Source organism: Pseudarthrobacter sp. PvP004 (genome assembly GCF_017876035.1).
GTDB classification, from domain to species: Bacteria; Actinomycetota; Actinomycetes; order Actinomycetales; family Micrococcaceae; genus Arthrobacter; species Arthrobacter aurescens_A.
Genome location: NZ_JAGINL010000001.1, coordinates 2,415,822 through 2,429,476 on the forward strand (window position 1 = coordinate 2,415,822; position 13,655 = coordinate 2,429,476).

Here is a 13,655-nt window from a genome sequence, read left to right on the forward strand (position 1 = left end):
CCCCGTAGGCTGTGACCATGACTAATAAACCGCACCGCAACGGCAGGGGCCTCTTCCTCGGCGCTTTGCTCGGCGCCGTCGCCGGTGCTCTTTTGGGCCGCGCCGCCGGCAGCGCGCTGTTTGGTGCCATCCTGGGTGCCGTGATCGGCGCCGCCGTGCTGTACCGCGTGAATCCTGGCCCTTGGAAGAGGGACTAGGCCGGTCTCTCAGGCGACCCGCCGCCGTCGAGAGTCACCAAACCCTCCCGTAACTGCGCGCCGCAAGGCAGAATGGTGGCCAGCCGGGGTAACCGGTGCTTGAACCGGTGAAGGGGACATCACATGAGCACGGCTGTTGTATTTCGGGGCAGTGTGCGGGGCCTGGCCACCGTCCGGAGGTTGCCGCTGACGCTCGCTCTGGTGGTGATCCTCTGGGTACTGGGTGCCGTTTCCGGTAGCCTCATCAACGGCCCCGGCCAAGACTTGTTGGATCAAGTCGGAATCGGCTTGGCGGTAGAGCCCGGGCCGTGGTGGTCCATCTTCACGTCGGCGTTCTTTGCTTCCTCTCTTGTGGACTATCTGGCCTGCACGGCGGCAATCCTGGTGGGTGTCGGCATCGCCGAACGCGTCATGGGCCCTTGGATCGCCTTGGCTGCCTTCATAGCCGGCTCAGCCCTCAGCGCCTTGGTTCTTGTGGCGCTTGTAACCTTCGGAACGGACGCCAGCGACCAGTGGCTGAGCTTCCTGGGCGGCGAATATGTAGTGGGCGCCTACGGCGGCGCCGCCGCTGCGTTGGGATGTTCGACGGCGGCACTCGAGGCACTGTGGCGTCGTCGCCTGAGGACGTGGTTGCTGGCCGCGACGCTGATGTTTGCCTTGTTCGTGGGCGTTGCCCAAACCCTGCAGGCGCTGGCCGGAGCCGTGATCGGGATCTTGGCGGGTTGGGCCGTCCAGTCGCTGGTGCTCCGCCGCAGGGCCGGATCGCTCCACTCGTCAAGCCTTCGCGAGACCCGTTTCCTGGTAGGCACAGTGGTGGGCGTCTTCGCCGTCGGACCTCTGCTCACTCAACTGACGGGAACCTGGGAAGTAGGGCCCCTCTCCGTCGTTTCCGAGGTCATGCTCCAGGCCAGTCCCGACGCCGATGAGGTTCAGGAAGCGTGCAACAACGACACCAACTGTGTCACCCTGCAGGGCATCGTTGGCGTCCAAAGCTTCGGCGCGGCCATCCTGACACTGATTCCGGTTCTTCTGTTGCTTGTCTGTGCCGAGGGCCTCAGGCGCGGCCGACGGCTCGCGTACCGGCTGACGCTTGTTATCCAGCTGTATCTTGCCGCTGTGACCGTCCTGTCCATCCTCCAATACGTCTATGATCCGGATGTCACCTTGGGCGATGACGACTTCGCGTACCTCCTCCTTTACGCGGTCCCAGCAGTCCTCGCCCCGCTCATCATCGTGGCGCTGCTGCTCGCAAACCGGCATAAGTTCCGCGTCGAGTCAAGCGACGCGGGTTATCGGGTCCTCGGCCGGACCTCGCTCATCCTGGCTGTCGCCGCCGTGATCTTCTATGTGGCGTTCTGGTTCATTGAAGGCAACCCGGGCCGCTCTACCCTGCTGGACCTTGCCGGGCAGCTGACCCACATCCTGGTTCCTTTCCCTGTCCCCTTCGTTGTGGCCCTCCCGCAAGGCCTGCTGAGCACGGTCCTTTACGGCCTGGGCGGGGACATCATCTGGCTGTGCATCCTGGTGCTGGTCCTGAATAACTTCCGGCGGTTCAGGATGCTCGCCAGTGATCCGGCAGCCGATCTGGGGCACACCAGGGAGCTGTTGCATGATGGCGGCGGCACGCTGTCCTGGATGGCGCTGTGGGACAACAACCAGTACTGGTTCACCCCGGACAGGAAGGCCGGTATTGCCTATCAGGTCCATAACGGCGTGGCCCTTACGGTTGCGGGTCCTTTCGGCGCTGAAGAACACCATGCCGATGCGGCCGCTGGATTCCTGAAACACTGTTCGAACCTCGGGCTGATCCCGTGCTTCTACTCGGCAACGGCAGAGCTCGATGCGCCGCTCCTTCCCCGGGGCTTCAGGAAGCTGGAAGTGGCGGAAGAGACACTACTCAACGTCCAGGCCATGACCTTCAAGGGGAAGGAGTGGCAGAACGTCCGCACCGCCCTGAACCGTGCAGACAAGCTGTCCATCAAGGATCACTGGTACAACTACCCTGAGATGCCGCCGGGAATCAGGGCCCAGCTCGCTGAGATCTCCGAGGAATGGGTGGCTGACAAGGCACTTCCTGAGATGGGCTTCACCTTGGGTGGCCTGAATGAGCTCAAAGATCCCGAGGTGCTCTGCTGTGTTGCCGTGGATGACGCCGGCCTGGTCCATGGAGTCACCAGCTGGCTGCCCGTTTTCAGCCAAGGGACCGTCTCGGGGTGGACCTTGGACTTCATGCGCCGCCGCACCACGGGTTTCAAGGGCGTCATGGAGTTCCTTATTGCCTCCGCCGTGACCCACTTCAAGGATGAAGTCCCTCACATCTCTTTGTCCGGCTCTCCGCTGGCCAACGCAGGAGCCGGCGCCGGCGAGGGTGACCGCAGCACACTGGACCGCGTCCTCGCACTCCTCGGGAACGCCTTGGAACCCATGTATGGCTTCAAGTCGTTGGCCGCCTTCAAGTCGCGGTTCCAGCCGGAGCACCGGACTTTGTACATGTACTACCAAGACCCGTTGGCCCTACCGTCCATCGGTATTGCCGTGGGTTCCGCCTACTTGCCGGGACTCTCCCCCACGCAAAGCGCGGGGCTGTTGCGGCAGATGGTAGCCAAGGAGCCCGCCGCGTGACGCCGGAACGGACTTCCCGGCGATGAACGAGCTTTTGAAGCTTGAGATCAGCGGCCCTCTTGTCATGACGATTGCCGGAGTGATCGGCGCCGGGTTCTTCCTGCTTCTGTTCCTCAGGCCTTCGGCGCGCTGGGCCCTCACAGCGATCACGGCCATTGTGGTGGCTGCTCTGTTCGGGTGGTTGACTGTGTGGATCGTGGAGGACGTTTTGGATGTCTTCCATGTGGGGCTGACTCCCCGGGTGTGGTTCTGGGCGATCTCCTGCTTCGCCGCGTTGGGACTTGCCGTGGTGAGCTTCCGCCACAGTCCGCGATGGCGGAAGGTGGTGGCCGCAGTATCCGTCCCGGTATTCCTCCTGGTAGCCGCGCTTGGCATCAACACGGAGTTTGGACTCAACAAAACCCTGGGCTCGGCGCTGGGAATCTCCACTGAGGACGCCATCCAGTTGGCCAAGCCGGACCCGGATGCCTCCAGCCCGGCAGGTCCGCTATGGCAGAGCTGGAAACCCCCGGCTGACCAGCCCTCGAAGGGCGAAGCGGGCACCCAGGTCATTCCAGCCACAGCCTCCGGCTTCAACGCAAGGCCGGCGGGCATCTATCTGCCCCCTGCAGCCCTGGCGGCACATCCGCCCAAGCTGCCCTTGTTCGTCCTCATGATGGGTCAGCCTGGGCTTCCTGACCCGCAATACGTCTCCGCCGCACTGGACGAGTTCGCGGCAAAGAACAACGGCCTGGCCCCCATCGCGATCGTCGCAGACCAGATCGGGCCGGACCAGGATGACACCCTCTGCCTGGACACCGCCAAGTATGGAAATGTTGAAAAGTACATCAACGAGGACGTGGTGAACTGGGCCAAAGCCAACTTGAACATCCTTCCCGACCGCGAACACTGGACCATCGCCGGGTACTCCAACGGCGGCCAGTGTGCCATTTCCTTCGCGGTCAAGTACCCGGAGATGTGGGGCAACGTGGTGGACATCTCCGGCGAAGAATTCCCTGGCGCGGAAGACCCGGCCGGGAACCTCGCGGCGATCTTCAACGGCAACCAAGCCGCCTACGACGCCCAGAAGCCCATCAACATCATGAAGGGGAAGCAGTTCCCCAACACAACTGCAGTTTTCACCGTGGGCTCGGATGACACCACCTACGTAGCGGCTGCAAAGGCAGTCTCCGCAGCGGCCCGGAACGCGGGGATGACGGTGACCTACTACGAGGTGCCCAATGGTGGTCACGTAGGCCTGGCGCTGAATGCGGGACTAACCAAAGGCTTTGAGGTGCTGTATCCCAGGCTGGGTCTGTCCAGGTAGCGCTCCCTCTTCTCCGGGCCACGCGCTGGCGATAAAGTTGACATGTGCCACATTGGCAAGAGCTGCAGCCGCTTCCGGCACCGTGGCAGCGTCGGGATGAACGCATCCTGCCGCTGTGGTGGGACCGGCTGTGTTCGGTGACCAGCCCGCAGTCGGCCGCCCTCTACGCCGCAGGGCTTTTTACCGACGATCGCCGCCGTCCCATTGCCCAGTGGTACAACCCCGAAACGGACGCCGCGCTTTTGGTCGCCCCGGAGACCTCCCCTGAATGGCCGGTCCAGCGCTTCGGCATCTTCTATGCCCCGCCGGGCGGCGGCTTCACCCGCGTCTACTCGGCACCCCACGAATGGCATCCCCGCGAGCCCAGGACTCCGCCCACCGAGCAGGATTCGTTCCTCGCCGCCGTGGCCGAGGCCGCCCGTTTCCTGCAGGTGGAGATGGATTTCGTCTGATAAAAAGCGGACCCCGCACCAGCAGTGAAGCCGGTACGGGGTCCTTATGCTCCTCCGACTGGACTTGAACCAGTAACCCTTCGATTAACAGTCGAATGCTCTGCCAATTGAGCTACGGAGGAATGAAGCGGTTATGACTTTAGCAAAGGTTCTACCGGAATGCGAAATCGGCATGGCATACCCCCTGGGGGTATAAAAATACCCCCGTTCCGAAAGCCCGGAACGGGGGTATTGTGCGCTCCTCCGACTGGACTTGAACCAGTAACCCTTCGATTAACAGTCGAATGCTCTGCCAATTGAGCTACGGAGGAATGAAGCGGTTACTAGCTTAACAGGGGCCCGCCGGAAAACGAAATCGGCGCTGTCAGCCGTCCGAACGCAGTGCCCTGCGCTCCATTTCAAGCTGCATCAGCTCCCGGTTCAGCCGCTGAAATTCTTCCGGATTGGCGCCCGCGTCCAAGCGCTGCAGCTGCCCCATCTTGTCTGCCTTGATGCGGGTGATCTGCAGTTCGAAGAGACGGGCCAGAATGTCGCGGCAGTATCGCTGCATGGCCTCAGGCGTACTGGCCGGCAAGGGTGTCACCGCGAGCTCCGAGACGAGCGACCTCAGGGGTTCCGGGACTTCCTGGCGGATCTGTTCCACCCAGGCCACAGGATCAGCCGCGTGGGCAAGCCCGGTGGCACGAATGGCAGCGTGGACCGCCGAGTAGGCAGGCGTGGCAAAGTGGGACGCCTCGAAGCGCTCCCACGACACGCCACCTAGGACAGCAGGATCCTGGAGCGCAACCTCAAGCGCCTGGCGCTCCATCCCGGCCACGGGGTCGCGCGGGTCGGGACGATGGAAAACCGGACTGCTCGACGGCGGTGCTGCCGCCGTCGTCGACTGTTCTCCCGAGCCGCCCGCGGCGGCGCGCTTGGCAGCTCCGCCAACGAATCGGCTGACCTCTTCGATGGGCATCCCCAGCCACCCTGCAAGTTCGCGGGTGTAGCCCGGCCGCGCGGCAGAGTCCCTGATCTGCGCCACCACGGGGGCGGCCTCCCTCAGGGCAGCTACACGGCCTTCCACGGTGTCGAGGTTGTGCCTGCGGAGCGAGGCTTTGATGGCGAACTCAAAGAGGGGTTTCCGGCTGCTGATCAGGTCCCGCACCGCGGAGTCGCCCTTGAGTTGACGAAGATCACAGGGATCGGCGCCGCTGGGTTCAACTGCCACGTACGTCTGGGCTTGGAAGCGCTGGTCTTCCTCGAACGCCCGCAGGGCTGCCTTCTGGCCGGCGGCGTCGCCGTCAAAGGTAAAGATGACCTCTCCCCCGCTGCCATCGTCCGAGAGCAGCCGCCGGGCCACTTTGATGTGCTCGGTACCGAACGCAGTACCGCAGGTGGCCACCGCCGTCGCGACTCCGGCAAGGTGGCAGGCCATGACGTCCGTGTAGCCCTCGACCACCACCAGTTGCCGTTCTTTAGCGATGTTCCGCTTGGCGAGGTCGATCCCGTAGAGGACCTGGGACTTCTTGTAGAGCGTGGTCTCAGGGGTGTTCAGGTATTTGGGCCCCTGGTCGTCTTCAAAGAGTTTGCGGGCACCGAACCCAATGGTGTCTCCCGCGATGTCCCTGATGGGCCAGATCAGCCTTCCGCGGAAGCGATCGTAAATCCTCTGTTGGTTTTCGGGTCCCCCGACCGAGAACATCCCTGTGAGTTTCAACTCAGCATCCGTGAATCCACGGCCGCGGAGGTGCTTCAGCAGTCCGTCCCAGCCTTGGGGCGCGTATCCCACCCCGAAGTGTTCGGCGGCAGCGCGGTCAAAACCGCGGCCATCGAGGAAGTTGCGCCCTTCGGCTGCTCCGGGCGTCAACAGTTGGGCGCGGAAGAACTCGTCGGCGATCTTGTGGGCATCCAGGAGGCGCTGGCGCTTGCCTACTTCCTCGCGGCTGGGACCGGTGCCGCCGTCCTCGTAACGCAGCTCGTAGCCGATTCTGGCGGCCAGTTTCTCAACAGCCTCGTGGAAGGAGCTGTGGTCCATTTTTTGGACGAAGGAGATGGCGTCTCCGTCCTCGCCGCAGCCGAAGCAGTGGTACCTGCCCACTTGCGGGCGAACAGTGAAGGAAGGCGAGCGTTCGTCGTGGAAGGGGCAAAGGCCCTTGAAACTGCCCAGCCCGGCGCCCTTGAGGGTGACGTAACCGTCAACGACTTCCTTGATATCCGTGCGCTGGCGTACTTCGTCGATATCTTCACGTTTGATCAGGCCAGCCACGTGACCATCCTAGTCGCTTGGCCGAAGAGTCCCCGCCGTTAACTGAGCCTCGGAAGCGTTACCAGAGCGACGGAAGGCTGCCCACGAGGCGCTCATACATGGCCAACGCTGACACGTCCGTCAGCGACGCCACCTGGTCGATCACCACGCGCAGCCGTGCACCGTCGTCGACGGCGTCCCGCCAGTCCGCGGCGAACATCGGCTCCAGGTGACGGTCACCGGTGGCGTTCAAAACACCCACGAGCGCGTGCAGCACTTCGCGTTGGCGTTCGTACACCGGCTGGCGGTGGTCCGTTGAGATGACAAAGGTTGTGGCCAGGCCCTTGAGGACGGCAATCTCCGTGACGGTCTCCTCGGGGACCATGAGCTCAGCGTCGTAGCGGGTCAGATTGGCTGGACCGAAATGGGCACGCGTTGTTTCCATGGCGCTCTGGCAGAACCGGCCGATCAGCTGACTGGTCATGTCCTTCAACGCCGCCATGGATTTCCGGCTGCCATCAGCTTCGCGGACCCAGACCTTGGTGGCCTCAAGGCGGGCGAGGGCGGCATCAATTTCTGCGGGATCGTTATGCGGCAGGTACCACTGTTTGGTGTATCCCACCACGCGAGCGCGGTGGTCCGGGTTCTCCATCCACTTCAGCTGGAAATGGCCGGCGACGATCGCATCCTCAACGTCGTGGACCGAGTACGAAATGTCGTCGGCAAGGTCCATTACTTGAGCTTCGATGCACGAACGGTTTCCCGGAGCGCCTTCGCGCAGCCATTCGAAGACGGGAAGATCGTCTTCGTAAGCGCCGAACTTACTGGTGCGGTGGCCATGGATCACAGGGGCATCGACGGCGGACCATGGGTATTTGGACGCGGCGTCCAGGCTGGCACGGGTCAAGTTGAGTCCAGCCGGCCGTCCGTCCTCTGCCAGAACCTTGGGTTCCAGGCGGGTCAGGAGCCTGAGGGTTTGGGCATTGCCCTCGAAGCCGCCGATGGTGTGCGCAACTTCATTGAGCGCGGACTCGCCGTTGTGGCCGAAGGGCGGATGACCGAGATCGTGGCTCAGGCATGCAGTGTCCACGACGTCAGGATCGCAGCCCAGGGAGCGCCCAAGCTCACGGCCCACTTGCGCCACTTCCAGGCTGTGGGTCAGCCTGGTTCGGACAAAGTCGTCCGTATCCGGGGCAACTACCTGCGTTTTTGCACCGAGCCTGCGCAAGGCCGAGGAGTGCAGGACCCTGGCGCGGTCCCGTTCAAAGTCCGAGCGATAGTTGCTCTTGCGAGGCTCTTCGACCCACCTCGCGGAATCTGCCTCAGCGTAACCGGGGATGGCCAGCACAAAATCGTGAGTCGTCCCGTCATGGCCAAGTATCGCTTCGGTTCCCATGGGTATCTGCCTCCTTCAAGCGCCGGGGTGTGGAGCTTCTTGAGTCAGTCTTACACGTGTGAGGCTAGCCGCCCGAAACGTCAAGCTCCGCGGCCGAGATATCCGCGCTCTGTTCAGCGTTCAGCTGACGGCTCACCAGCCAGTCCTTGGGCAGGGCAGGCTTCTTGGGCGAGCCCGCACGGCCGCGGGGTCCTTCGGAATCCACACCCGGGTAGGGCGAGTCCATGTCCAGTTCATCGAGGTATTCGCGCAGCACCTCGAGGGTGGGTACGGTGGCCAGCTTGGCGCGGAGTTCGCCGCCCACCACGTAGCCCTTGAAGTACCAGGCCATATGCTTGCGGATCTCGCGGAGAGCCTTGTATTCGTCGTTCCCGAACGTTTCCACCATCAGCTCGGCGTGACGGTAGACGCCTTCAGCCACTTCGCGAAGTCCTGGCCGGTGCCGCTGGTCGCTTCCTTCGAAAGCGGCCTGCAGATCGCCGAACAGCCAAGGCCTGCCCTGGCAGCCACGGCCAACCACGACGCCGTCCACGCCGGTCTCCCGCACCATGCGGACTGCGTCCTCTGCGGACCAAATATCGCCGTTGCCCAGCACCGGGATATCCGGCAGGGCCTCGCGGAGGCGGGCGATGGCAGACCAATCGGCCTGGCCGGAATAGAACTGCGCGGCAGTGCGGCCGTGAAGGGCGACGGCGGCCACCCCCGCGTCGCGGGCGATGCGGCCGGCGTCGAGGTACGTCAGGTGGTCCTCATCGATGCCCTTGCGCATCTTGATGGTCAGTGGAATGCCGCCCTTGGACGCTTCCTTGACCGCTGTCTGGACGATGGATGTGAAGAGGTCGATTTTCCACGGAAGCGCTGAGCCGCCACCGCGCCGGGTGACTTTGGGCACGGGGCAGCCGAAGTTGAGGTCAATGTGATCGGCGCGGTCCTCTTCCACGAGCATGCGGACCGCTGCGCCCACCGTCACAGGGTCCACGCCGTAGAGCTGTACGGAACGGACTTTCTCGTCCTCATCATGCGAGATGATGCGCAACGATTCCGGTGTCCGCTCCACAAGGGCACGCGACGTCACCATTTCGGCCACGTACATGCCGCCGCCGTATTCACGGCAAAGCCTGCGGAAGGCCGAGTTGGTGATGCCCGCCATGGGGGCAAGGATCACCGGGGTGTCCACGGTGATCCCGCCGAGCTTCAATGGCGGGAGTTCAAGCTTTGGTGCGGGGGGCGTTGCTACAACAGTCACCCATCCATTGTTACAAATCCGCGCAAATCGGCCCCCTCTTGGCCGAAACCCGGTGTTGTTTGCCCAGCACACCGTACTCGGGCGGGCCCTGCGGAAAAGATCCGGACCCGGCGTCAGGTGGCCTTGTCGGTGCTTCCGCCGCGGCGCTCCGCTTCCCGCTGGGCGCGTCGGCTACCCGGGCGTGCCGGTTTGCCGGGAGCGTCAAGGCGCGTATCGGCGTCGTACGTGTCCTTCGAACCGGAACCCACGACGGCGGCGGCTGCTGCCAGCGAACCGGTGTCGTTAAGCTCGTCAGCAGTTACGGTCGGCCCGCCAGCGGCGGCGAGGCGCTTCATGCCGGTGGCTTTGACCACCAGGACGGCGATAAGCGTCGTGACCGGGATGGCAAGGACGAGGCCGATGGAACCCACCAACGTGCGGATGACTTCCTCGGACAATTCCGCGCTGGTGAGTGCTTCATCGAGCGGCCGGTCATAAAGCATCACGATGATGAGGATCGGAAGGGCGGCGCCTGCGTAGGCAAAAGCGATGGTGTAGACCGTGGACGCGATGTGGTCCCGGCCGATCCTCATGGCCGAGGAGAACAGCTTGCGGGCACTGGTGTTGGGGGCGAGTTCGTAGAGTTCCCACACCGCGGAGGACTGCGTGATGGTCACGTCATTGAGCACGCCCAAGCCTGAGATGATGAGGCCGCAGAGGATGATCCCGGAGATGGAGATCTGGGGTGACATGTTCACCAGCGTTGAGGCGTCGTGGTTCCCAACGCCGGCCAGATTGGCCGCATCCGTAGCCCAGGCCGCCAGCAACGCCGTGATGCTGAGCCCGAAAATGGTGCCCAGCAAGGCCGTGGACGTTCGCGCCGAGAATCCATGCGCGAAATACAGGACCCCGATCATGATCACCGTGGAACCCACCAAGGCAAGCAGAAGCGGCGGCTTACCCTCCACCAAACCCGGCAGGATGAAGCTGACCAGGACGAAGTAGGCACCCACCAGGCCCAGGAGTGCGCGGAAGCCGCGCCAACGGGCAACCGCGATGACAACGGCTGCGTACAAGACGGCCAGGAGCGCGATGGGAATGCTGCGGACGAAATCCACGAAAACATAGGCTGGGGCGCCGCTTCCGGAGTTCGCACCTTGGACCCCTGAAAGGTTGAGGTACCGGATGGAGTCCCCCACGTCCACGCCGTGGGACATGGCAACATCAGGGTTGATGACCACCTTGACCACGTCCCCGCCCTTATCAGGCTCCGTAAAGGCGAAGGTGCACTGGGACCCCCCGGACTGGTTGTTCTGGCCTGTGTCTGTTTGTCCGCTGTTGGGCTGGCCGGTGTTGCTTTGGCCCGTCTGCGTGCAGCTTTCCACCACCACGCTCTGAATCCTGCCAGTGTCGAAGGTCACCCCGGGGGCAGCCTGGTAGGGGCTCGAGAACGAGATTCCCTCCCGGCTGCCCGAGGGCCACATGACCATCATGGCCACGAGCGTCAGAACGCCCAGCGGAACAAGGATGGCCGCCAAAATCCAGTTGGCCCTCTTCCGCGACGCGAGAGCCTGCGGGGTTGGCTCGGAATCTTCAGAATGACCGTGGGAGTGACCGTGGCCCATCAGCAGCAAAACCTCATGCCTTAACCCTACGCGGGACCGCAGGCGTGCTTTGCCCTAGGCGGGTGCGATGTTCTGGTTGACGCGGAAAAGGTTTCCGGGATCGTATTTGGCTTTGATCGCAACCAGCCGTTCCCAGTTGGGGCCGTAATTATCGGCTACGCGGTTCTGGTCCTCCGAGTCCATGAAGTTGATGTAGCCGCCGGCCTCCGAGTGCGGGGCCAGAGCCGCGGCATACCCGCGTGCCCAGGCAATGTTTGCTTCGTTGTCTGCAGGATCGGGCCACTGGGTTGCGATGACCGGGGAGAACTTCATGTCGCGGTGGGCGAAGGCAGTGTCCTGGACAGCTACGCGGGACACCGCTCCGTCGATGGGATAAACATGCACCGCGGTGTTAACACTGGTGACGGTCGCGCCGAACTCGGCGTGGGCACCGATTGCGCCGTCATTGAGCTCACGCAGGAAGTTGGCCTTCCAATAGCCCTGCATGCCTTTCTGGTTCAGTCCGTCGAAAGCCACATTAAGGGCCGGATAGGGCATGGGCCCCACCATGGATCCCGCAACAGGCGCGGCATCCAGGAACGGTTGCCAGCGCGCCTGCCCCTCAGCCAGGTCGCCCGTCCACATTCCCACCACGACGCACACGGATTTCCCATGCCATTCCTCAGGCAGGAAAGGTACGGGCGGTCCTTGGTGGAAGCCCAGGAAAGCACCGAACTCCTCGGGCGCGGAGGCAATGTAGTCACGGTAGAACCGGGCAACTGTGGGGATGTTCTCAGCGCCGTAGATGATGATGCCTGCGTAGACCGTGTCCACTGGATGGAGTTGGAATTCCAAGGAAGTCACTACCCCGAAGTTTCCACCTCCGCCGCGGATCGCCCAGAACAGGTCCTCGTTACGTTCCTTGCTGGCAATAAGGAAATTGCCGTCAGCCGTGACGACGTCGGCCGAGACAAGGTTGTCGCACGACAGTCCGTACTTTCGGGTCAGGTAACCGATTCCGCCACCCAGCGTCAGGCCGGCAACACCGGTGGAACCGACGATTCCGCCTGTGGTCGCGAGTCCGAAGGCGTGCGTAGCATGGTTGAAGTCCGCCCACGTGGTGCCTGCCTCGGCTCGTGCCGTTCGTGCTTCCGGATCCACGCGCACACCGTTGCGATTGACGAAGTCCAACACCAAGGCGTCGTCCCACGTTCCGAAGCCAGGGGCACTGTGTCCGCCACCCCTGATAGCCAGGGGCATGGAGTTCTCGCGGGCGAAGTTCACACCGGCGATGACGTCCGACACCTGGGCCACGCGGACGATTCCCGCAGGACGCTTGTCCACCATCGCATTGAAGACGGCACGGGCAGCGTCATAGTCAGGGTCTTCGGGAGTGATGAGTGGCCCGTGCAATTGCTCCCGCAGCCCATCGAGGGCTCTTTGGTTCATTTTGATTTACCACCGATTCAGAAGTGAGACCGGATTGTTCCCCGCCGCTCCCTCCAGCAGTGACGGCGTGGGTTTACGTCGATAGGCCTACTCCTGCCGGTGTGCCACGTCAATCATTTTTATTTGGCTGACATCGGAGGGATTAAACGCAGGATCCCACGCCCGCCCGAACGTTACGGGCAGCGTGGGATCCTGACGTGCGGGAACCGCGATCAGTCGCTGACGATCAGGGTGTCTGCACCCCGCACGTGGGCCTTGCCGGATTCCAGCACCGGCTCTAGAACTGAGCGCAGCGCCGTCATGGACTCGTCAACTTCCAGCAGGACCGGGTGCTGGTAGGCAATGAGTGCCAGCAGGTCCCGGACCGCGGCCGCTGCGTCCTCGGCGGACAGCTCGGGATCGTGCCCCAGGAAGACATCCGAAGGCTCATCGGAGTTGCCCTGGGCATAACTGATGGCAAATGCCTGGATTTTGCCCTTGCGGCTCGCCGGAACGCCTTGGCCGAAAGCACTGGCCTTGGGCGCACGCAGGACGATTGCCCCGTGGGCACCGGTCAGGTCATGCAGGAACAAGCGCTGAACCGTGGCGATGCTGAGCTCCCCCGGGCTGTCCCAGTGGTGGACGTGCGAGTAGTACTTACCCACCACATCGCTCAACTCCACTGAACCCGTAGCCAGGTCCTCCACGCGCTCGGAAGCAGCTTCCTCGGAACCGTCGCCGAAGCGCGGAAGCGACAGCGGTTCAGGATCCACAACCACCAACTGAGAGCGCTGGATGGGTGCCAGTCCGGCGGCCGCAGCAAATGCCGCGCCCGCGGTATCCGGCTCTACCTTGCTGCGCAGCTTGGAAACGCCCGACGGCGAGTTCCCGGCTTCCCGGCGAAGCATGGTCAGCAGGGTGGCGCCCACGCCTTCACGGCGGTGGTCCTTGGCAACCTCGATATACGCCCAGAGTCGTTCGGGGTGCAGTGATGCTTCGTGGACGACGCCTGCGGCGACGGGAATACGTACTCCGTCCACCACGTCCTCGCCCACGATGCAGCGGCGCCATGGTTGATTGCTGGAGGGCGCCAGAGCTGCACGGAACTGCTCAGCGGGAAGGGTCTCCGGGCCGCCCCAGATTTCCAGGAGGGCGAGGTCGTCGCCCTCCTTCCATTCGCGATATTCCAAAGCCACCG

10 protein-coding genes and 2 tRNA genes are annotated in these 13,655 nt (G+C 63.3%); 4 read left to right on the forward strand and 8 right to left on the reverse strand.

Annotation, left to right across the window (positions count from 1 at the left end; all coding sequences use genetic code 11):
* The first annotated feature begins 17 nt into the window (after positions 1-17).
* The 4 genes from J3A64_RS10920 to J3A64_RS10935 all read left to right on the forward strand — a co-directional run bounded on the left by J3A64_RS10920 (position 18) and on the right by J3A64_RS10935 (position 4,577).
* Positions 18-197, forward strand: coding sequence for a glycine zipper domain-containing protein (locus J3A64_RS10920; protein ID WP_017199401.1), 180 nt, complete (start codon positions 18-20; stop codon positions 195-197).
* A 123-nt stretch (positions 198-320) separates the two neighbouring features.
* A complete protein-coding gene (locus J3A64_RS10925; RefSeq protein ID WP_210064290.1) occupies positions 321-2,819 on the forward strand; it encodes a DUF2156 domain-containing protein in 2,499 nt (832 codons plus the stop codon).
* 22 nt (positions 2,820-2,841) lie between these two features.
* On the forward strand, positions 2,842-4,125 hold the full coding sequence (locus J3A64_RS10930) for an esterase family protein (RefSeq protein ID WP_011774208.1): 1,284 nt from the start codon (positions 2,842-2,844) through the stop codon (positions 4,123-4,125).
* A gap of 44 nt (positions 4,126-4,169) precedes the next feature.
* Positions 4,170-4,577, forward strand: a complete 408-nt coding sequence (locus J3A64_RS10935) for a hypothetical protein (RefSeq protein WP_011774207.1) — start codon at positions 4,170-4,172, stop codon at positions 4,575-4,577.
* Positions 4,578-4,626: 49 nt separating this feature from the next.
* On the opposite strand, the gene J3A64_RS10940 is transcribed toward J3A64_RS10935, so the two are convergent.
* The 8 genes from J3A64_RS10940 to J3A64_RS10975 form a co-directional block, all read right to left on the reverse strand.
* Positions 4,627-4,699: transfer RNA gene (locus J3A64_RS10940), tRNA-Asn, on the reverse strand.
* Between the two features lie 116 nt (positions 4,700-4,815).
* A tRNA-Asn gene (locus J3A64_RS10945) sits at positions 4,816-4,888 on the reverse strand.
* 53 nt (positions 4,889-4,941) lie between these two features.
* Positions 4,942-6,825 (reverse strand): DNA primase, encoded by a 1,884-nt coding sequence (dnaG, locus tag J3A64_RS10950; protein ID WP_210064291.1) that lies wholly within the window; start codon positions 6,823-6,825, stop codon positions 4,942-4,944.
* Positions 6,826-6,883: 58 nt separating this feature from the next.
* Positions 6,884-8,200 (reverse strand): deoxyguanosinetriphosphate triphosphohydrolase, encoded by a 1,317-nt coding sequence (locus J3A64_RS10955; RefSeq protein ID WP_011774205.1) that lies wholly within the window; start codon positions 8,198-8,200, stop codon positions 6,884-6,886.
* A 64-nt stretch (positions 8,201-8,264) separates the two neighbouring features.
* The gene (gene dusB, locus J3A64_RS10960) at positions 8,265-9,446 is read right to left on the reverse strand and encodes a tRNA dihydrouridine synthase DusB (protein ID WP_014921229.1); all 1,182 of its coding nucleotides are present in this window, start codon (positions 9,444-9,446) and stop codon (positions 8,265-8,267) included.
* A gap of 113 nt (positions 9,447-9,559) precedes the next feature.
* A complete protein-coding gene (locus J3A64_RS10965; protein WP_210064292.1) occupies positions 9,560-11,050 on the reverse strand; it encodes a YibE/F family protein in 1,491 nt (496 codons plus the stop codon).
* 54 nt (positions 11,051-11,104) lie between these two features.
* Positions 11,105-12,478 carry an FAD-binding oxidoreductase gene (locus J3A64_RS10970; protein ID WP_210064293.1) on the reverse strand — a complete coding sequence of 458 codons (1,374 nt, stop codon included), beginning with the start codon at positions 12,476-12,478 and terminating at the stop codon, positions 11,105-11,107.
* A 212-nt stretch (positions 12,479-12,690) separates the two neighbouring features.
* Positions 12,691-13,653, reverse strand: a complete 963-nt coding sequence (locus J3A64_RS10975) for a GNAT family N-acetyltransferase (protein ID WP_210064294.1) — start codon at positions 13,651-13,653, stop codon at positions 12,691-12,693.
* Positions 13,654-13,655 lie beyond the last annotated feature (2 nt).